The sequence below is a fragment of the Nitrospinota bacterium genome (genome assembly GCA_016208975.1).
In the GTDB taxonomy this organism is placed as follows: domain Bacteria; phylum Nitrospinota_A; class UBA7883; order UBA7883; family JACRLM01; genus JACQXA01.
Genome location: JACQXA010000004.1, coordinates 1,137,923 through 1,158,448 on the forward strand (window position 1 = coordinate 1,137,923; position 20,526 = coordinate 1,158,448).

Sequence of the window (20,526 nt, forward strand, 5' to 3'; positions counted from 1 at the left end):
GTAATCCCACCGCAAACAAAATAGAATTACAGCCGGTTTTTGATATTTTCCTCTCGCCTTTTCGGAGATTTTTTTAGTGTGAGCCAGTCATCGCCGGAACTGGATATGGAAAGCCTTGACCCCAACGAGGCCAAGCTCGCCAAAGTCCTGCTCGACAACGGCAAACTGACCCAGGAACAGGTCAAGGAATATCTGGATTTCCGGGCCGATCTGGAAAAGGGAGGGAAAAAATATCTGGGCGACATTCTGGTGGAACGCGGATATTTGCCCCGGCAGGTTGTGGACGATTTTTTTACAGAACACAACCAGCTATACCTGGACTTCTGCTCCCGCCTCAAAGACGAGGGGTTTTTGAACCGGGAACAGTTCAACCAGATCATGGCCCATCCCCATTCCGATACCAACGTGGTGTCGGTTATGGAGGACTTGGGGATAATGACCAAGGAGAATTTCAGCAAGCTGTTCGCCAACAAGGTGAACGCGCTGAGATTGGGCGACTGGCTTCTGGCCAAACGCAAGATAGACCCGGCCTTGTTGACCAAGGCCCTGGCGGAACAGAAAATCTACCGCTTTGAGGACTACCTTGTGTATCACGACCTGGCGCCAAAATCGCTTATTGATTACATAAAATCCAAACTGGGGATGCACTAAGGGCTGTAAAGCCTGACAGGCTTCGTTGGAAATGACGTTGTAACAAAATAGGGAGGAGACATCTGCATATGGGGATAATGGAAGGTAAAAAAGGGCTGATAGTGGGCGTGGCCAACGAGCGTAGCATCGCATGGGGCGTCGCCAAGGCTCTTGCCCGGGAGGGGGCCCAGCTCGGTTTCACCTACGCCATGGAAGCCCTGGAAAAACGTGTCCGCCCCCTGGCCGAAGAGGTGGGCTCCACGTTCGTGCACCTTATGGATGTGCAGAACGACCAGCAGATGGACGAGGTTTTCAACATGGCCAGGGAGAGTTTCGGCTCGCTGGACTTTCTTCTGCACGCCGTGGCCTTCTCCGACAAGAACGAGCTGAAAGGCCCCTATTACAACACCACCCGCAGTAATTTCCTTATGACCATGGACATATCGGTGTATTCGTTCACCGCCATGGCCCGGCGCGCGGCGGACCTTATGCCCAACGGCGGCTCCATGGTTACGCTGACTTTCTACGGGTCGCAGAAAGTGGTCACAAACTACAACGCCATGGGTGTCGCCAAGGCGGCGCTGGAGGCTTCCACGCGCTACCTGGCGGTGGACATGGGGCCGAGGAACATCAGGGTAAACTCCATCTCCGCCGGGCCGGTGAAGACTTTGGCTTCCGCCGGGATTTCCGATTTTAAGGAGATGCTCTCCATCAACGCCTCCAAGGCTCCTCTCAAAAGGAACGTCACCCTTGAGGAGATCGGCAACGCCGGCCTGTTCCTGCTTTCAGACCTGTCCACCGGCGTCACCGGCGATAATCTTTTCGTGGACTGTGGCTACCAGGTTACGGGTGTGTGACGGGTTACGATAACAATAGAGGCGCCCAGGCAATCCCCGGGCGCCGGTTAAAAATCCTTTTTTCCGTTATCGCGCCGGAAGAAGTTCCGGACATCATCCCCGCCTCCGATGTCATAGACTTGAAAGATCCCTCCAAAGGCCCCCTGGGCGCCCCGGATACGGCGTTGGTTAAATTAACAAAAGAGACGTTAATCTCATCAGGCCATGGGCATAAAACCATCTCCGCAAGCCTGGGAGACGCTTTAACGCGCCATGGGGATTATCACAAGCTCGGCAGGCAGATGGCGGAAGCCGGGGCGGATATCGTTAAAATAGCCCTGTCGGCCCTGGCTCCGGAGGACGCTCTTTTCGCGCTGACCCTCCTGCGCCAATCGTTGCCGCGCCGGACGGCTTTGGTGGCGGCGGTTTACGCCGATGCCCGGATGCCCGGCGCCGTAACGCCGGAGCTTTTGCCCGGCATAGCCCAATCCGCCCTGGCGCAGGGCATTTTGCTGGACACCATGGTGAAAGACGGCCGGACCATTTTCGACCATATCCCGGCGCCACTACTGGCTTCCATATCCCGCGATGCGAAAAACCGTGGCCTTTTCGTTGCGCTGGCGGGTTCGCTGGGAATAGGTGATGTGGAACAGGCCATCTCGGCGGGAGCGGATTATGTTGGGTTCCGCTCGGCTATCGTAAAAAACGGCGGGCGCGGTTCCGTGGGGGTGGATGGGGCCAAAGCCATGTCCATCCGGCGAAAGCTTGTGGAGTTTTCAGCCCCGCCTAAAGACCATGCCGGGGTCACGGCCTTGTCACTTTAGTCCCCACCGTTCCACGCCCGGCCAGCGCCGCCTTTAACCTTTCGGGGTGAAGGCCGTTTACGATGAATACCGTTACACCCTTTTCAACGCCATCGAAAAACAGCGGGTCCACCACACCGGTATTCACTGGGGCGCCAGCGTCCACTTCGTCCATCAGGGAGCCGTTGGCTCCCATAACTCCGTCCACACTTTTCACCAGTACCAGGTTTGCAAGCCCCAGGGCGCGGGTGATGTGAAGGGATATGGTGTCCGAGGTGGCCTCCCACGTTTCGGGGATTTCATGGGCGTCAAGAATGTAAGGGTAGGGGATGAACACCGGTATCTTTTTCCCCGTCCAGGCCTGTTGGGTCTGGGTTTTGTCGTGAACGGCCACGGCCCCGCCGATCAACGATACAAGCTCAAACCCGTACTGGGCCATGGAAAGCACGGCCTGCACATGGGCCACTTTTTCGCCGCCGCCGTTTCCACGGATGAAATCGGCGTAAACACCGCCACCGGGTATCACCACCAGTTCCGCCGTTACCGCCGCCTGTTCCACGGCGCGGGCCACCATTGAAAGCCGCCCGTTCCCGCCAAGGCTTCCGCCTATCTTCACCGCGCGGCGGTTTGGCGCCTCCGGGGTTTTCACTTCAACGTGGTAACGTTCACCGGCGCGGAGGTTTCGCTTTCCAGCCCGGCCTTGTCCACCGCCGTGATCACGAACGAATACGATGTGTCGGGCTTTAGCCCGTTCACTTTATAAGTGGCCTGTTTGCTGTCCGCCACTTTCTGCTTACCGAAGAACCCGGCGGAATAGATGGTGTAATGGTCAATGTCCGTTTCCGGATTGGGCTTCCAGCTGAGGGTAACGCTGGCCCGTTCCGCTGTGGCTGTAAGCTCTCTGGGCATGGAGGGCGCCGCCTTGGTGGTAGCCGACGCGGCATCGGACTCGGGACTCATCAGGTCGTCCTTGTCCAGCGCCTGGACGCGGTAATGGTAAGTGGCCCCGTCTTTCAACCCGGCGTCCTCATAGAAGGTCTCCTTCACCGTGCCGATGGAGGAATACGACCCGCTACGGCTGGCGGCGCGAAGCACCCTGTAGCTTACAATGTCTTTCTCGGGGTTGGCGTTCCACTTCACCGTGGATTTGCGCGCCTCCCCCTGGGTGGCGAACAACCCCGTGGGCGTGGCCGGGGCCGGTTTGGTGCGGGCGGAAACCACGGTTTTGATCTCGCTTTCCACATCCACCACGTTGAACGACCGGACGGCATAGAAATATTCCGCCCCGTCTTTCATCCGGGAGCCCCACTCGCCGGTGTCTTTATACTGGCTGGCTTTGGGTTCGCGGATGCTTTTGATCTTCTTCAACGACTGGGCCGATTCCCCGCGCCAGATGGAGTAACCCGCCACTTCACCTCCGGCCACCGGCGCCCAGCTTAACGCCACCTGTTTCACCAGGCCAGACACCGCCTTCACATCCGAAGGGCCAGGAGGAGGGCCAAGTGTTTCCGCCTTGGCCGGAGCGGACAACTCCGACTCGGCTCCGCCGGAATTCACCGCCGTAACGCGATAGTAATAAGCCAGTCCGTCTTTTAATTTGTCGCCGCTCTTGTCCTGGTCGGTGTATTCGGTGACGGTCCTGCCGGAAAGCTCTTTTATGGCCATGAACACTCCGTCCGGCGCGGTATGCCGGTAAATCCGGTAAGCGGAAACATCCGGATCCGGGCTTTTATCCCATGATACTGAAACTGTCCGCACCCCCGAAGCCGCTATCGAAACCCCCGTAGGGGCCGGTGGTTTGGCGCGGGAGGCGGCGCTGGCGGGGGTTGTGGGGTTGCCAGGTTTCTTGTCCCGGTTATAGGAGACCACCCGGTACCAGTAGGTTTTCCCGTCTTCGAGAATATGCTTGTCCCTCTCCCGGGGCTTGTCCACATAACCCAGCGCGCTTTCCGAAAGATCGGCTATCTCCGCGAACTCGCCCGTCTCCGATTCGCCCCGGAACACTTTATAGCCCACCGTGTCCTCGTCGTCGCTATTTCCCCAGGCAAGCCTTATCTCCCGGATAAGGCCCGACTCCGCCAAAAGCGACAACGGCGGGTTCGGCCCTCCCTTGGCCACCACATTGCCGGCTTCGGACGGTTCGCTCCGTTCTCCCTCGTCGTTATAGGCCACAACCTTGTAGTAATAGTTCTGGCCGTCTTTGAGCTTGCCCGCGCCCTTGTCCAGATATTCCACATTCTCGCGGCCGCTGATTTTTCTTAGCTCCTCGAAGGGGCCCTTGGAATTATCCGACCGGTACACCACATACCCTTCCACCTCCGGCTCGGGGTTCATGTTCCAGCGGACCGTTATTTCCCGGTATCGCTTCGAGTACCCTCCCACGCCGGTGGGGGCGCTGGTCCGCATGCGGATCATGTCGCCGCTCTGCACGCTGTTACGCTCGGTCTCCCGGATTATCCGCGCCTGGGAAGAGGCGGGGCCGGGCACGGTAACTTTTATTTTCCCCGTTATCACCTGGTTGATGGAAAGCACCATGCCGCTGACAGGGTCCATCACCCTCTCGCTGGCGCGGAACACGGTGAACACCTTGTCCTTGTCCACCCCTTTCAATGTCCCCACGTTCACGGTGACGGTCTTTCCGAAACCTTCACCCTCCCGTTTACGCTCCACCACGAACCCTTCCATGTGGGGCAAAACCTTGTACACCGTCACGTTTATGGGGGCTCCCGGGCGCCCTGAGTATTGGATATTCCCCTCGGCGTCCATCGCTTCGATGTAATACTGGAGCTTTCTTGCGGCCATGAAAACATCCGGCAGGGTGAACTCGTAGTCCCCCAGGCCGGTGGTGTCTTTCATGGGCTCTTGCAGATAGGTGGAGTCCTCCCCCCGCTTGTAATAAAGCCTGGCGGAGGCCAGCGCCTTGTTGTCCCGCACGTTGGCGCGGATGACAAGTTTGGAGGCGTCGGACGTGGCGGTGACGGGTGTGTGGAATATCCTGGGCGGTTCCTTGTCCAGCTCCGTCACGCGCACATCGTAAGGCCGCTCGGCGGAGCCTTCATAGGTGTCCGCGCCGCCGGTGTCTTTGGCGATGATGAAATACTGCACTCCCTCGCGGGTCACTTTCTCGCCGGGGATAACGCCTTCGTACACCCCCAGGGCGGACTGCTCCATCAGGGTGGACTCATAGGCGCCAGTTCCGCTTAGCGAACGGTAATGGAGCCGCGCCTCGGTCACGCCGATGTTGTCGGTAATCTGCGCCTTCACCCGTAACGATTTACCCTCCACCCCATTCTGGACGGCTTTGTGCTCTATCACCGGCGGCGTCTCGTCGGCCACGTTGAGTTCCAGGTAAAACTCTATCCGTTCCGATTCGCGGGCCGTAATCTCCCGCTCCTCGGCGCGATAGCCCTGTTTGACTATTTTCACTTTGTGCGGGCCGGCTGGCATGTCTTCCACCACCACCGGCGTAAGTCCCGTCAGCTTGTCGTCTATGTACACTTCCGCGTCGGCGGGCTGGGTGAGGATGACCACCGCGCCCAGGTGCCTGGCCCGGGCCTGGTTGAACAGCCGCACAATCTGGGGCGGGTATTTCTTGGCCGAGAGTTTCAGATGGGGGTCTAACAGGACGGCTTTCTTGAATTCCTCCTCGGCCGTCTCCTGCTGGTTCTGCGCGTAATGGGCCATGCCCGCCAGTAAATGGGCCCGGGCCTTGGCCTTATCGTCGGACAGGGTTGCCAAGGCATCGTTGATGGCCGAAAGGGCGTCGTTGAAACGCCCCTTGTGGTAATAGGATTCCGCCTGCGCCAGCGGGTCTTCCCCATTGGGCTGAGACCACGCCGGAAAAGCCGGGATGGCCAGAAAAGCTATAAGGAACAAAACTATCAGTGGCAAGCGCATCAGCTGTTACACCTCCCAGTCTATCCGGTTATTCTACCGCTATGTTCGTCGTGATGCCGGGAGTTATTTCAACTTTGCGTTTATGGTCGGGCATGCCCGCCCTTTTGATTACAAGATTGTGCGTCCCCGCGGGAATGTCGTTCACGGAAACAGGGGTCCTGCCATACAGTTTGCCGTCCACGAACACTATTCCCGGCGGGGTGGAAGAAACTTTCAAGGAACCATAGGCGCCTTCCTCGCTTCCCTCTTTTGTCCCCCGCTCACCCCCGCCAATCTCCTCGGCCTCGGTAAAGATATGGCCGACCTCGGCCCTGTCATCCTTGCGGACTGACACTGTTGTCTTGTACGGCCTGTAAGCCGGATTGACCAGCCGCACCTCCGCCTTGCCCTCGGGGATTTTTTCCAGCGTCCTGGGCGTTACGCCCATGTCCTGCCCGTTCACGTATATGTTGGCCCAAGGTATGGCCGTAACCGATATGGCCCCAAAACTGGCAGGGGATTTTGAAGCCACGGCAGAGGAGAGCCCAACAGGTTTTGGTTTAACACCTTGCGCCGGGGACAGAGGCTCCAGACGCACGTCCAGTTTCGTTTGCTCTCCTGAAACCAGAGCCACGGTCTCCTGCGAGGGATTAAACCCTTTCTGGCTCAACTCAACCTTGCGGCGGCCCGCTGGAAGGTTTTCGAGGGTCAACGGGGTTTTGCCTTTTTCGGCGCCATCTATTTTCACCACGGCGCCTGATGGGTTGGATGTAACCATAAGCGTGGCAAGTTGAGCAGGTTTTTCTTCCACCGCTGGCGGGGCGCCTGAAGGCTGGGCTGGCGCCACAACCGACTGGGACGCGGGAGAAACCGTTTCTTTTTCTTTCCCGCCGGGCCGCAATATCAATATGGCCGCCACGCCCATAAGCGCCGCCACGGCCCCCAACGCCACTACGGCTCCGGTTTTCTTTTTCCCTTTGGGTTCCACCTGGTGGCTGGACGAGTCTATCTTCACCGTCACGTCCGGGGCTTTTATGTTCACCGTTTTGAGCTTGTCCGAATCTGATATGGGGAACGGCGTGGCGGGCGACACGAACTGCCTTAAATCCCTGGCCACTTCCCGGGCCGAGGTGTACCGGTCTTCCGGGTCTTTGGCCATCATCTTTTCGATAATCCTGTCTATGGCCTGCGGCAGGGTGTCCACATGATGGCTGGGGGGCTTGGGGATTTCCTTTATTATTTTAAAAATCACCGCCGTAAGCGAGTCCCCCTCAAAGGGACGCTTCTTGGTGAGCATCTCGTAGAACATCACCCCAAGGCTGAATATGTCCGACCGTCCGTCCACCGGCAAACCCTGCACCTGCTCCGGCGACATGTACGAAGGCGAGCCCACAGCGTGCCCCGTTTGCGTCACCGACCCGGCGGATTGCAGACGCGCCAGGCCGAAATCGGTGATCTTCACCTGGTCGGTGGTGTCCACCAAAATGTTTCCCGGCTTGATGTCCCGGTGTACGATGCCGTTCTCATGGGCCAGGGCCAGCGCATCGGCTATCTGGCCGATGTATCTTGCGGCGCGGGGCACGGGCAGGGGCCCTTCCCCGGCGATGATGCCCGCCAAGTTCCGCCCCTCCACGTATTCCATGGCGATGAATTTCTTGCCCTCGGTTTCGCCGATGTCATACACGGTGACAATGTGGGGATGATGGATTTTCCCGGCGGCCCGGGCTTCGATGTAAAACCGCTCCAGCAACTCCTTTTCCGTCATGGAGTCGCCCATTTCGTCGAGCTTGATTATCTTGAGCGCCACCATGCGGTCCAGATGGGGGTCGCGCCCTTTCAATACGATACCCATGCCGCCCCGGCCCAGTTCGGACAGGATTTCGTAACGGCCAAGCTTCCTGATTTCCGCCATACCCCTGGATTGATGAGTTAATTTATGGCTTTTCCCCACCCGGCGCCGGTCACGCCGGTATGTACTGCCCCCAGCGTGCGGCATTGCGCCAAAACTGACGTAAAAACAAACCGCCACCCGAGATGAAAGTATATTTCATGGGGTCTTGCGGTGTCCAGCCAATTGCCAGATGAACGAAGGAGGATGAATGAAACAATTTCCCCCTCGGTAGCCGGACGATGCACGGGGCTACAAGCGGCTTCCCCGTGGTAGCTTCTTAAAATGCTTCCCCGTGGTCGCTGACCACGGATTTCTGCGCGGAGTGGAGAAGACCGGGGTCGGGCGACCCCGGTGAAGCATAGAAGGCGGCCTATTTCCCATGCTTCCCGGTGATCGCTGACCACAGGCACCTCTCTGCCCGCCGCTTCCCCGTGGTTGCTTCTTAAAATGCCTCCCCGTGGTCGCTGACCACGGGCCCCTCTCTGCCCGCCGCTTCCCCGTGGTCGCTGACCACGGATTTCTCTTGATCCGGTTAAATTTTTCCCTAATAACTTTTACAATTAATTAGTATCCGGCGGCCCGCTGGAACGCCGATTCAGGCCCATTAAACCCACTGGCAATAAAGGATTTCACTATCGTTGACACCCCCATTTAAAGCTGGTAATCTTTTACAACTTAAAGCAATGGGTCGAAATAGCGCTAAAGATAGGGTCGCTATTCGCAATATACATATTTCAAAGTCCATTGAGGAGGCGGGCTGGCCCATGGAATTTACTATCAGCCGTGACGAATTCTTCAAAAGCCTTCAAAGAGCGCAGGGTTTCATCTCTCCAAAGGGAACCATGCCTATTTTGGCCAACATCCTTCTGGAAGCTTCAGAGTCGGCGGTCACTTTGTTCGCCACAAATCTGGACATAGGGTTTCGCGGCTCATATCCGGCCAATGTGGCCCGGCCCGGCCGGGTCACGGTGCAGGCCAGGAAACTGCATGACATAGTCCGAGAGCTACCCGGTGGCGACATTTCGGTAAGGCTGGACGAGGATGAAAGGCTGAGGGTGAGTTGCGGCAAGTCCAAATTCAACCTGGCCACGATTGACGCCAACGAGTTCCCCTCTTTCCCGGCGTTCGAGGAGAGCGGGCTTGTGGCGCTGGATTCGGATATGATCAAGGAAATGATCTCCAAAACCCAGTACGCCATCTCCCAGGACGAAACCAGGATGACCCTTCACGGGGCTTATTTCGAGATAACCCCTTCCCGGGCGCGGATGGTTGCCACCGACGGGCACCGGCTGGCCTTTGTGGAGCGGGATGGCGCTTTCGGTGTAAAAGAGCAGGTAAGGGCCATCATTGCCCGGAAAGCAGTGGCGGAGTTGCTGAAACTCATCAGCGAAAGCGACGACGCGTTGAAGTTCGCCCATCAGGACAACCACGTGGTGTTCGCCAAGGGGCGGCAGACCATGGTTGTGCGCCTTATCGAAGGGGCCTTCCCCAATTACGAGCAGGTGATACCCAAAGGGGCCACCCGCGAAGCGGTAATAGATTCCGCCCAGTTCTCCCACAGCCTCAAGAGAGTGGCCACGCTGGCCGATGAGAAGTCGCACATGATCCGGCTTGGTTTCGCAAGCGGCAAGGTGGAGCTTTCCAGCGAAGGCGGCGAGCTTGGCGAGGCCAAGGACGAGCTTGAGATAGAATTTACCGGCGACGAGCTTGAGATTGGGCTTAACGCCCATTATATAATAGAGATGTTATCGGCCATGGGTGAGGAGAAGGTGCTCCTGAAACTTCAGGATCCTTTAAGCCCGGTGCTGGCCACCTCCGTGGTGGACCGGGGGCTGATGTCCATCGTTATGCCCATGAGGCTGTAACAGAAAGGCTGACCGGCGGGTTATTGTGGCTGGAAGTAAAGAGCGGTATCTAAAAGATATACGCAGTTGGGCCATGTACATGCTGGAAATTCTCCGGCCCTTGCCGAACACAGCGGAGAAGCATGGCATTCTGCAACAGGTGGACAAGCTAAAAGATGTCCCAAACCTGTTGGAGCGGGACGTGCCCGCCTACGCCGGGGCCATAGCGGTGCTCACCGCCAAGGCGGTCCAGCTGGTGCGTGGAACCAAACTGGACACCATGTACCACAAAGAAAAAATCATGGAGCTGTTAAACTCCTCCCTGCTTAAAAAACATCTCACCCAAAACCCTGTGGTGATGATACAGCTGAAAGAACTTCTGGACATTTCTCCCAAATCCACCACCTCCATGACGCTGGAAATGCTCTCCAAATCCGGCCACTAACCCCGCAAGAACGCTCTTCGCCCTTAAATTTCTTAAAAAATATGGAAAAAACCGCTGTTTCCGGCCAAATGTCTATTTAACTGTTATTGAAAAGGGTTATATTAAAGTCATCCCCATTCCCCGCCAATAGTGTGCCCTTTTTAAGAAGGCGAGGAAACGATGTCTTACTCAAAGACAGTCCGGGCGGCGGTGATGGGAAAATGCGCAAGGCCCCGCCGAAACACAAACACATCCGGATTCACCCTCATCGAGGTTCTTGTCTCCATAGTCATCCTGGCTGTGGGCATTTTAGGGGCCACGGCGATGCAGTCGGCTTCCCTTGGTGGAGAATATCAGGCGCGCAACCTGGACTCGTGCGTGAACCTGGCGTTCGACGCGCTGGACAGGATCCAGTCCAACGTGGAGATCATCGAGCAATACAGCTCTGGCGGCACCATGGTGGTGGATCCTGAAAGCCCATCGCCCCCTTCCGGCTCGGAAGCCTCGGCGGATTACAACCAGCTTACCGCCGCCATGCAGAAATATGTGGCCGCCTCCCAGTCCATGGGCATGCAAATGGAAAAAGCCCAGATGCTCATAACCTTCCAGCCGGACTCGCCCTTGGCGGGGGTGGACACGGTAACGGCCAACGTCACCTGGAACCGGAAAGGCAAAACCGAGCAGTGCCAGATGACCAACATAATCTACAAGAACAAATAGCCTTATAAGCGGAGCGGGAACAGCGCGGGAGACAATGATGAAATCCAGATTTGGCAGGGGCGGGTTCACTTTCATAGAGTTGCTCATAGCCGCCGCCATGGGGGTTATAGTGCTGGTGGCCGCCGTCCAGATGTTCCGGAGCAACCGGATAGCCTACGAGCTGGTGCGGCAGATGACCCAGATGGAGGAAAACGGCCGCGTGGGGGTGGACATGATGGCCAAGGAGCTTCGGATGGCCGGGGCCGGGTCGCCCGGCTTGCCGGTAAACGTTTGGGACAACGCCTCCACCGCCGCGGTGAACGGCTCCACCTATTCCGAGCTACAGGCCAGCCTCACCGTAAAACCCGGCACGGACATCGTGGAGATATTCTATTCAGTCATCCCGGAGCCTATATCAATCCCCAGTTTCAACGCCAACGCGGCCAACGTGCAAGTCCCCTCCAACAAGCTGGTGGGCCTGCCGGGATACACCACAAACCTGGGCCAGTCCGAGGTGGACGCCTTGCTGGATCCTTATACGGTGCTTATATATGAATGCGCCGCCTCTTCGAACCAGTGCACCCAGAACATCACAGGCGGCAGGTATGTAAGCGGCGGGGCCGAGAACCTTATCGAATACAACCGTGGCACATGCGACGACTCCACGGTTTACGGCTACGCCCCCCCGCTTGCGCCAGACACGATGTACGCCTCCCTGTTCAGTACCGGCGAGGCTTGGGCGGCGGCCGGTGGCGGCGGCGGTGGTGGAGCCCCAGGCGGCGGTGGTGGAGCCCCAGGCGGCGGTGGTGGAGCCCCAGGCGGTGGTGGTGGAGCCCCAGGTGGTAGCGATTGCGCCAACCGCCCTCATGACTGCACCTCCGTGCACAATAAAGACGTATGCATAACCATAGGGTATGACACCTATTTTTACGTGGACAATTCCGACACCGCAAACCCCCGGCTGGTGCGTTACACCCTGGGGGGCCGCAAAGAGGTTATCTCCAACTATGTGGAAGACCTCCAGTTCTCCGTGGGTGAAGATTCCAGCGGCGATGGCGTTATCCAGTCTGGGGAGTGGGGCGACGGCGTTACCAACGCCGCGGACATCCGCATGGTCAAGTTAAACATAATGGTGAAAGCCACCAGGGAAGACATTGGCAAGGCGCAGGAAGTGGCCCCCACCCTGGAGAACAGCACCATAACCAAAGCCGCCGGGGGGGACCGGTACCGCAGGCGCGTGATGACCAGAACCGTGCGCCTGAGAAACTTAGGCAACGACTAGAGGTTTGATAAAAATCATGAACAGCATGTTATTCCAGCGTTACTCTGAAAGACCGGCGCGCTCCAACCGTGGCGCGGTGCTGATCACCGCCCTTCTCCTCCTGGCGATGATAACGGCGCTGGGGCTGTTTTCGGCCACCCGCGCCTCTATGGAGCAGAGGATATCCACTAACATCCGGGACAACGCCAACATCTTCTTCGCCGCGGAAGGTGGCATCCACCACGGTTTGCAGGTGTTGAAGAACCTGTTCGCGGCGGACACCACCAACAAGGTGAACATCGCCATGGGCCAACCCCCGGTGTGGTCGTTCCTGCTCAACGGCGCCACGCTACCGGCGGCCTCAAACTATTACTGCCAGGGGTGCGACACCGGCGCGGGCACGGTAACCAGCGGCGCATGGCTGACCAGCGGCACACAGGTGGTAAGCAGGACCTTTACCCAGGGCAACCTGGACATCAGCTACACAGTGACCGCCTGGAACAACGACGAATCCAGCAACACCACGGCCCCGTGCACAGGCGTTACCAGCGCCACCACCGATTGCGACAGCATCATCTACGTCCGCTCCGAGGCTTACGCCTATGTGGCGGGCACAACGGACGCGCTGGCCTACGCCGTGCAGGAAGTAACGGTTAACGGGAACGCTGGAAACTCCATAGGCCTCATATCGGGGCTGTCCCAGGAATTCGCCAATGAGGGAAAAACTTCCACCGCAGTGGACGTGAACGAAATAGACGCCGGCAGTCTGGCTGGCGGCGCCACGATATAAGGAATGGAGATTATCATGGACCGGACAGGATTAAGACAATCGTTTATATCCAGGACCGTAACGGCGTTTCTCCTTGCGGGGATGGCCCTTTGGCCGGTTCCCGGCGCCCATGCCCAGGCTTTGGCCACAGGGTGCGTGGCGGGCGGTTCGTCCTCCACCACGGCGGGATCTTTTAACGCTTCCAACTATTCGTTGAACGGCGTTGGCGTCAATGCCAGCGGCAACCTCCAGCTGGAAACCGGGCAAAGCGCCCTTAATCCCAGCAGTGTGGTAGTCCCCTTCGAGCAGGACATCTACTCGACCTACATCTCCGAGGGCGCGGGCTATGTGTCCCACTTCGGCTGGTTCCTGTTGAGAGAGGCCGAACAGAAAGTTAACGCCGGGAACCCCATCGCCGGGCCGCTGTCATGGGCTTCCCTCACCAGCGCCGGGGTGACCCTTAACTACCTGTACCGGTCCATAAAAGACGACGGCGCCAGCTGTTGCGACGGCGGCAACGGCATTCTTGATAACTATTACAACAGCGCCGGCACATTGCTGGGCACTTCCTCCGGTCTTACCGAGGCCCAGCTTACAACCTACGGTTACTCCCCCAACAATGACGGCGCCGTGGACAACCGGGACATGCGCAAATACATGGGTCATTTTGTGGGGGGCACTGAAATAGTATTCTTCCTGCTTCCCAACGGTAGCACCGCCACCCCCTGGTACTCCAAGAACAACTGGAGCGGGGACACATGGAACCCCTCCAACAACAACAAGAAAAGTTTGGTGAGCGGCTCTACTTACCGCCAGCTCACGCAGACCCTTTTGCTCGACCAGCTTTCTCCGGAAAGCGGTGGTACCACCACTTACAACTCCGCTCCCAATCCCAGGACCTGGAGCCAGGGCTGGATACCCACGGCCCCGCAAACACGTTTGTCCACATATCACGCCACAACCCTTTCGGGTTCCGTGGCAAACACATATACATACGGGCAGAAATATAACCACTTCATCGTGGGCGCCCCGCCAACCGACCCGTTCAAGTGGGTCCTTGGCATGGAAGACCTCAGCGGCGCCGGTGACGCGGATTTCAACGACCTGGTCATATATATCCAGCGCAAGACCGGCGGCATGGCCCAGCTTCAGTCCACCCAGGCCATGAGCCCCACAGACGCGGACGCCTATATTACGCAGGTTACCTTCTCGGTGCGGGACAAGATGCCCACCTGCAACGGCAAAGCCTCTTCCATCAGGTACTACCTTTCCATAGACAACGGCGTCACCTGGGTGGAAGTGACCAGCTGGGACCAGATAAAGACGCCTGATTCAATCGGAGCCACGGTGACCGGCTGGGTGTACGGCACGCCCGAGGAAACCTGGCGGCAGGGCACCATAAGCTTCTCGGAACTGGGGCTCACGGGCCGACAGCTTCTGTGGAAGGGTGAATATGTCTCCGAAGACGACGCCTGCAAGCCCGAGACGATAGAAGTGTCCCTGTCGTTCCAAGCGGCCAAGAACCAGCAGTTCAGCCGCTCGGCCCCCACTTCGCTGGGTAACGTGATGTACACCGCCACCTTTGAAACCCCGGCGACCACCTGGACCGACAAGGAGCTGAGGGGCCACCTGTTCTCCGAGCGGTTGTACGACCCCACGTCCACCTCCGCCGGATACAGCATCGTCCAGAACTGGGACGCGGGCTCGGTGCTTACCGCGGGAAGCCCCAACTCCCGGACCGTGCTATACCCGGACATAACCGTTACAGCAATTGCCGGGGAGGCCCTGGCCACCGGAGACGGAGTGACCACTACCTTTTCCGGCACGCTGGCCCAGAAACCGCTGGTGCATTCAACGCTGTCCATAACCGACAGCATCGAAACCTTCATTGACAAACGCACCACCGAGCTGGAGGGTAACCTGACCGGCACGGGAACCATCAACCGTTTCACCGGAGCGTACAGCATCACGTTCAACAGCGCCCCGTCCGTGGGGGTGCCCATAACGGCCAGCTACCAGTATTACGTCACTTCTTCCACCATGAACGCGTTTAACACCGCCAACATGACATACCAGAAGCTGGCGCTGGATTCCTCCAGCTACTACGATGGAACCGGTTTCCACTACACCTACGATTTCAACAGTAGCGGAACGGCCTCCACCGCCGACGGTACGCTGGAAGCGGACGCCGACTGGCTGACGCAATGGGTCCGGGGCTGGACGAACGGTTCCACCGCAACCACAAAGAAAGAGTGGCTGTTGGGGGCCATAGACCATAGCGCCCCGGCGGTGGTGGGCGCCCCGGGCGTGCCGGGCTGGTATTTCGGCACGGCGGTGACGCAGACCATCAAGGACGCTTACGACACCTTCCGGTGCACGGAACGAACCCGGCGCACCGAGGCGTATGTGGGCGCCAGGGACGGCATGTTGCACTCTTTCTATTCGGGCGAGTTCAGGCCGTTCTTCATCGACGAATCCCTGATGGGCGGCACCTGCTCCGGCACCGTGGACCTGGAGAAGTTCCGGGACGCCACCAATCCGAACACCTTCACTTCGGCCTCCGGCGCGAAGTTCCCTTACTACACCACGCCAACGGGGGTGCAGATAACCATCAACCGCGGGTATTACGACTGGAAAACCAGGAGCGGCTCGACCCTCTCCAGCTCCACATCCCCGAACTACGGCACAGGCGCGGAGACTTTCGCCGCCGTACCGGTGGAACAGCTGGCCAAGTTGAAGAACAACAAGCTGAAGGGTGAGGACAGGGCTTTTGTGGACGCCTCGCCATCGGTGGCGTTCGCCCAGTTCTCCGACGGGACATGGCATACCGTGCTCATCCACGCGGAGGGCAACGGCGGGGACCATGTGACGGCGCTCGACATCACCAACCCCACAACGCCCACGTTCCTGTGGGAGTACGCCGACCCGGACCTCTACCGGTCGCGCTCCTCCCCCTCGGTGGGCTCCATCGGCAGGATATACACCTCCTCCGGCCCGAAATGGGTGGTGTTCTTCGTGTCCGGCATAAACCAGGATCCCACGCTGAACCCCTCCATCTATATGCTGGACGTGGAGACCGGCGAAGTGCTCAAGAGGATATTCCTGGATTCGGCCGGGGCTTCGGGCCTTGGAGGCACCCCCTCCGGCCAGCCGGCGATAATAGACTCCGACGGGAACGGGTATAACGACAGGCTGTATATCGGCACCGACAAGGGCTTCATGTACAAGGCCACCCTGCCGGACAATCCCAACTCCTCGGCGGGGGACATAACCGTGTGCACCCTGTTCAACGCCGGCCAGCCCATTTACGCCTCGCCGGCGGTTTCCAACCAGTCCACCATCCAGACCGACGGCACGCTGGCATACAACCTTACGGTGCTGTTCGGCACTTCCGACAGCCCCTACTATGTGGATGACACGGGCCAGACCTACTGGTTCTACGCCGTAAGCGACACAGCGGACAAGGGCCAGTGCGCCTCCGGAACCATGCTGTGGAGCTTCCAGCTTCCCCCGGGCCAAAGGGTTTACGCCTCGGCGTTCGCCACCGCCGGGCGGGTTTACTTCGGCACCAGCACCGCGGACACTGAAGACCCGTGCTCACCTGCGGTTTCTTCCGCGGGCGGAGGCGTGGGTGGCATATACGCCCTGGATATTAAAACGGGCGCTACGGTTTACAGCGAGTCGGTGGGCAACATAACCACCTCCCCGCTGGTGGACGACGAGCACCTTTATTTTAAATCCGCCAACGGTCAGTTGCAGGGCCGTGGGGGGAATACGTTCCAGAATCAAGTTCAACAAGGAGGCGCAGGAGATGTTCAGATCAACATGTGGCGGGAAATCAGTCAGCAGTAACGGGAAAGGAGGAAGCGCGGAAGACGGCCCTTTACGTAGAATGAGGGCGAAAGGCGGGTTCACCCTTACGGAAGTATTGGTGACCGTCGGTATCATCGGCGTCCTGCTGGGCGCGGCTGTCTGGTCCATGGCGGGCATCCTGCCCAAGTGGAGGCTCGAAGGCGCCTCCAATGAGGTGGTGTCGGTGGTGCAATACGCCCGGTCGGAAGCGGCCAGGATGAACACGCCCACGCTGGTGGAGTTCGCCAACGTAGGTAGCGTGACCAACTCCAAGATCAACGTGTACGTGGACAACAACCGTGACGGCCAGCTGGACGGGGGAGACACGAAAATAAAGAGCGTCTCCGTAACCAGCCTTTACCCTCAGGCGTACATCGCCAATGTTGAGTACGGCGTCACCAGCGCCAGCTCCGGGGGAAGCAGTTCTTCCTCCGGTGGCAGTAGCTCTTCCGGCGGAGAAGGTGAAAGCGAAGGCGCCGACAGCGACAAGTCGGACGATAGCGACAAGTCGGATGATAGTGATAAATCCGATGACAGCGACAAGTCGGACGACAGCAGTTCGGATAAATCGGACGATAGTTCCAGTGATAAGTCGGACGACAGCTCCAGCGACAAGTCGGACGATTCCAGTTCGGATAAATCGGACGATAGTTCCAGTGATAAGTCGGACGATTCCAGTTCGGATAAGTCGGATGATAGTGATAAATCCGATGACAGCGACAAGTCGGACGATAGCGACAAGTCGGATGATAAATCGGACAACAGCGGTTCCGGAACCAACCCCTCGGTGGTTTTCAACCCGAACGGCTCGGTTAGCTCCAATAACCTGCCCGTGGGTGTGACCATATCGAGCGTGGTTCCGTTATCGCCACAGAGTTACCAGGTGATACTGCCCCGCGGCGGCGTGGGCCGGCTTGTTCCATTGCCTTAAGGCTGGCTCGGCTTACTGGTTTTTTACAGCCCGCCGCCTGCGAGGGTGGCGGGTTTTTTGTTTGAATCTAAATGTATTTTATATGAATCTAATAGTTGCACTGCTTGGCTTAAAAAGGGACGATATTCTTATTAGGGGGTAATAAGAAAATATCCGTCATGAGGGAACTTTAGAGGCCAGCGATTAGCGCCACCGGAAAACCCGGGGGCAAAAGGAGGGAGCCTGGATGAAGTTATCTTGGGGGAGAAAATCAAGGAATCGCGCGGCTGTTTCACGCGCCGGATTCTCGCTGGTGGAGCTATTGGTCACCATCGGGATACTTTCAATGATTATCGGTCTTGCTGTATGGTCTTTGCAGGGCACATTGCCCAACTGGAGGCTTAATAACGCCGCAAGCGAAGTCACTTCGATGTTCCAGTACGCCAGGTCCGAAGCGGCCCGCAACAACGTGAGGGCTTTTGTCTCCTTCAGCGGCATAGGCTCCAGCACGGCGTCCAAAATCGACGTTTATCTGGATGTGGACCGCAACGGAAATCTGGACGCGGCGGATACGCTGTTGAAAAGCGTAACGATACCCATGAAATACCCGAGGGCGTATATCGCAAGCGTCACCGACGCGGCTGGAGCGATAACCACCGCAACCATGCGGGCGGACGGCACCATGACCGGTGTCACGGCGCCGGTAACCGTCACCGTGGACAGCCTGGCCACCACCACCCCGAGCCAGTACAGTGTTGTGGTGATATTGAGCGGCGCGGCGCGGGTAGAGCCGGTCCCATAACAACCGGCCGCCATTGATAGGCGTTGAATCGCGGCCCCCGATGGGCTACGATTTAACGCGATGGAACCGGTGGCGAGCAACGTGGCCCATATCCGGCGCAGAATAGCCTCAGCGGCGGGCCGGGCGGGGAGAGACCCGTCTTCGGTGCGGCTTATCGCCGTCACAAAAACCGTGGATGTGGAGCGGGCGGCGGAGGCTATATCAGCCGGGGTATTGGATTTGGGCGAGTCCCGCGTACAGGAAGCCCGCAGGAAGTTTGATGTTATTGGGGCTAAAGCCCAATGGCACATGATCGGCCCCCTGCAAACCAACAAAGCCAAATATTGCCCCGGCCTGTTTTCGCTGATCCATTCCCTGGACCGGCTGGAGCTTATGGAGGAATTATCCCGCCGGTCACTGGGTGAGGGGCTGGTTATGCGGGGCCTTCTTCAGGTAAACCTTACCGGCGAAACGCAAAAAGGGGGATGCCGTCCACAGGACGCGGCGGACATTTTAAAGGCCGCGTCGCGCCTGCCCGGATTAAGAATTGAGGGGCTTATGACCATCCCCCGGTTCTCGGACGACCCGGAGGATTCACGCCCCGTTTTCCGCGCCCTTTTGGAATTGCGGGCAGACCTTGATAGAATCGGCATTGAAAACACGGGGCTGGATGAAATATCCGCCGGCATGACAGGAGATTTTGAGGTGGCCGTGGAAGAAGGGGCCACCATGGTTCGCGTGGGAAGCGCCATTTTCGGCGAGAGGGGATAACCAGATGATAAAGAGCAAGACAACGGCGTTCATCGGAGCCGGGTTCATGGGTTCGGCCCTTATCCGGGGGTTGGCCCGGTCGGGTTTGATAGACCCTTCCAGGATAATCGCCACAGACCCCAGAGAGGGGGCGTTAAAAGAGATCGCCGCTGACCTGGGCGTTCGCGCCACCATGGACAACGCCCTGGCCGTAAGCGAGGCGGACATAGTGGTTATCTGCGTAAAACCGCAGATTCTCTCCGGTGTGTTAAAAACCCTGGGCAGAAAGATAAGCCGGAAGAAACTGGTCATATCCATCGCCGCCGGGGTGAAGATGGAGACGTTGCAATCGCTTCTCCCCTCCGGCTCCCGGATAATCCGGGCCATGCCCAACATGCCTTCGGCGGTGGGGCAGGGGGCCACTGCCATATGCGCCGGGGGCGACGCCGAAGAGATGGACGTGGCCATGGCCAGGCAGATTTTCGACGCCGTGGGCGAAACGGTGGTGGTGGATGAAAAGCAGATGGACGCGGTGACGGGCCTTTCCGGCTCGGGCCCGGCCTTTGTTTTCCTTTTCCTGGAGGCGTTCATAGACGCGGGCGTGCGCGTGGGGCTCCCCCGGGATGTGGCGCGGGTGCTGGCATTGCAAACGCTGTACGGCTCCGCCAAGTTCGCAAAGTCCACGGGCGAGCATCCGGCGGCGCTGAAAGACCGGGTCACCTCCCCCGGCGGCACCACCATAGCCGGGCTTGCGGTGCTGGAGGAAGAGGCCGTGCGCGGGGCCTTGATAAGGGCCGTGGAAGCGGCGACGGAACGGTCTAAAGAGTTGGGCGGGCAATAACGCCGTCTTTTTTAATCAACGCGGAGTATTAGCGGAAATGTTCGTTTTGGGAAACCTTCTTGTGGCTCTGGCGCAGGTGCTAAACATCGCGCTCACGTTATATTTGTGGATAGTCATTATCCGGGCGCTCATATCCTGGGTCAATCCGGACCCGTACAATCCCATCGTCCAGTTCCTGCACAGGATCACCGATCCGGTGCTTTTCCCCATCGCCCGGGCCCTGCCGCCCATGGGGGGGCTGGACATATCGCCCCTGATCCTTATCATGGTCATCTATTTTACCCAGTGGTTCGTGGTGAAAACCCTCATGCAGTTCGGGCTTATGCTTAACGCTTCGCCCATGTAACTTAAGGTTTACC

General features: G+C 58.4%; 17 protein-coding genes. 14 read left to right on the plus strand and 3 right to left on the minus strand.

All coding sequences use genetic code 11. From position 1 onward, the window contains the following. Positions 1-78 precede the first annotated feature (78 nt). The 3 genes from HY751_09195 to HY751_09205 all read left to right on the plus strand — a co-directional run bounded on the left by HY751_09195 (position 79) and on the right by HY751_09205 (position 2,290). Complete coding sequence (locus HY751_09195) at positions 79-651, plus strand: hypothetical protein (protein MBI4666569.1); 573 nt, start codon at positions 79-81, stop codon at positions 649-651. A gap of 77 nt (positions 652-728) precedes the next feature. After that, positions 729-1,487: an enoyl-ACP reductase gene (locus HY751_09200; protein MBI4666570.1), complete on the plus strand. Its 759-nt coding sequence runs from the start codon at positions 729-731 to the stop codon at positions 1,485-1,487. Beyond that, a complete protein-coding gene (locus HY751_09205) occupies positions 1,484-2,290 on the plus strand; it encodes a hypothetical protein (protein MBI4666571.1) in 807 nt (268 codons plus the stop codon). Before HY751_09200 ends, HY751_09205 begins: the two co-directional genes overlap by 4 nt. Here the strand turns inward: HY751_09205 and HY751_09210 are convergent. Genes HY751_09210 through HY751_09220 form a run of 3 tightly spaced genes read right to left on the minus strand, consistent with a single transcriptional unit; the run spans position 2,271 to position 8,057 of the window. Next, a complete protein-coding gene (locus tag HY751_09210) occupies positions 2,271-2,918 on the minus strand; it encodes a hypothetical protein (GenBank protein ID MBI4666572.1) in 648 nt (215 codons plus the stop codon). The genes HY751_09205 and HY751_09210 overlap by 20 nt on opposite strands. Beyond that, the gene (locus tag HY751_09215; protein ID MBI4666573.1) at positions 2,915-6,166 is read right to left on the minus strand and encodes a fibronectin type III domain-containing protein; all 3,252 of its coding nucleotides are present in this window, start codon (positions 6,164-6,166) and stop codon (positions 2,915-2,917) included. The genes HY751_09210 and HY751_09215 overlap by 4 nt, the downstream gene beginning before the upstream one ends. A gap of 28 nt (positions 6,167-6,194) precedes the next feature. Further along, positions 6,195-8,057, minus strand: coding sequence for a serine/threonine protein kinase (locus HY751_09220; protein MBI4666574.1), 1,863 nt, complete (start codon positions 8,055-8,057; stop codon positions 6,195-6,197). A 743-nt stretch (positions 8,058-8,800) separates the two neighbouring features. On the opposite strand from HY751_09220, the gene dnaN reads away from it, so the two are divergent. From dnaN to HY751_09275, 11 genes are all read left to right on the plus strand, one after another. Beyond that, positions 8,801-9,901, plus strand: a complete 1,101-nt coding sequence (dnaN, locus tag HY751_09225; GenBank protein MBI4666575.1) for a DNA polymerase III subunit beta — start codon at positions 8,801-8,803, stop codon at positions 9,899-9,901. A gap of 25 nt (positions 9,902-9,926) precedes the next feature. Then, positions 9,927-10,325, plus strand: a complete 399-nt coding sequence (locus HY751_09230; protein ID MBI4666576.1) for a hypothetical protein — start codon at positions 9,927-9,929, stop codon at positions 10,323-10,325. 192 nt (positions 10,326-10,517) lie between these two features. Continuing rightward, positions 10,518-11,024 carry a type IV pilus modification protein PilV gene (pilV, locus tag HY751_09235; GenBank protein ID MBI4666577.1) on the plus strand — a complete coding sequence of 169 codons (507 nt, stop codon included), beginning with the start codon at positions 10,518-10,520 and terminating at the stop codon, positions 11,022-11,024. Positions 11,025-11,058: 34 nt separating this feature from the next. Then, positions 11,059-12,285 (plus strand): PilW family protein, encoded by a 1,227-nt coding sequence (locus HY751_09240; protein MBI4666578.1) that lies wholly within the window; start codon positions 11,059-11,061, stop codon positions 12,283-12,285. Between the two features lie 16 nt (positions 12,286-12,301). Beyond that, a complete protein-coding gene (locus tag HY751_09245) occupies positions 12,302-13,054 on the plus strand; it encodes a hypothetical protein (GenBank protein MBI4666579.1) in 753 nt (250 codons plus the stop codon). A gap of 15 nt (positions 13,055-13,069) precedes the next feature. Next, positions 13,070-16,885, plus strand: a complete 3,816-nt coding sequence (locus tag HY751_09250) for a DUF4114 domain-containing protein (GenBank protein MBI4666580.1) — start codon at positions 13,070-13,072, stop codon at positions 16,883-16,885. A 40-nt stretch (positions 16,886-16,925) separates the two neighbouring features. Continuing rightward, on the plus strand, positions 16,926-17,816 hold the full coding sequence (locus HY751_09255; GenBank protein MBI4666581.1) for a prepilin-type N-terminal cleavage/methylation domain-containing protein: 891 nt from the start codon (positions 16,926-16,928) through the stop codon (positions 17,814-17,816). Between the two features lie 226 nt (positions 17,817-18,042). Further along, positions 18,043-18,597 (plus strand): GspH/FimT family pseudopilin, encoded by a 555-nt coding sequence (locus HY751_09260; GenBank protein MBI4666582.1) that lies wholly within the window; start codon positions 18,043-18,045, stop codon positions 18,595-18,597. A 60-nt stretch (positions 18,598-18,657) separates the two neighbouring features. Further along, the gene (locus HY751_09265) at positions 18,658-19,347 is read left to right on the plus strand and encodes a YggS family pyridoxal phosphate-dependent enzyme (GenBank protein MBI4666583.1); all 690 of its coding nucleotides are present in this window, start codon (positions 18,658-18,660) and stop codon (positions 19,345-19,347) included. 4 nt (positions 19,348-19,351) lie between these two features. Next, positions 19,352-20,167, plus strand: coding sequence for a pyrroline-5-carboxylate reductase (proC, locus tag HY751_09270; GenBank protein MBI4666584.1), 816 nt, complete (start codon positions 19,352-19,354; stop codon positions 20,165-20,167). Positions 20,168-20,204: 37 nt separating this feature from the next. Next, positions 20,205-20,513, plus strand: a complete 309-nt coding sequence (locus HY751_09275; protein ID MBI4666585.1) for a YggT family protein — start codon at positions 20,205-20,207, stop codon at positions 20,511-20,513. Positions 20,514-20,526: the final 13 nt, after the last annotated feature.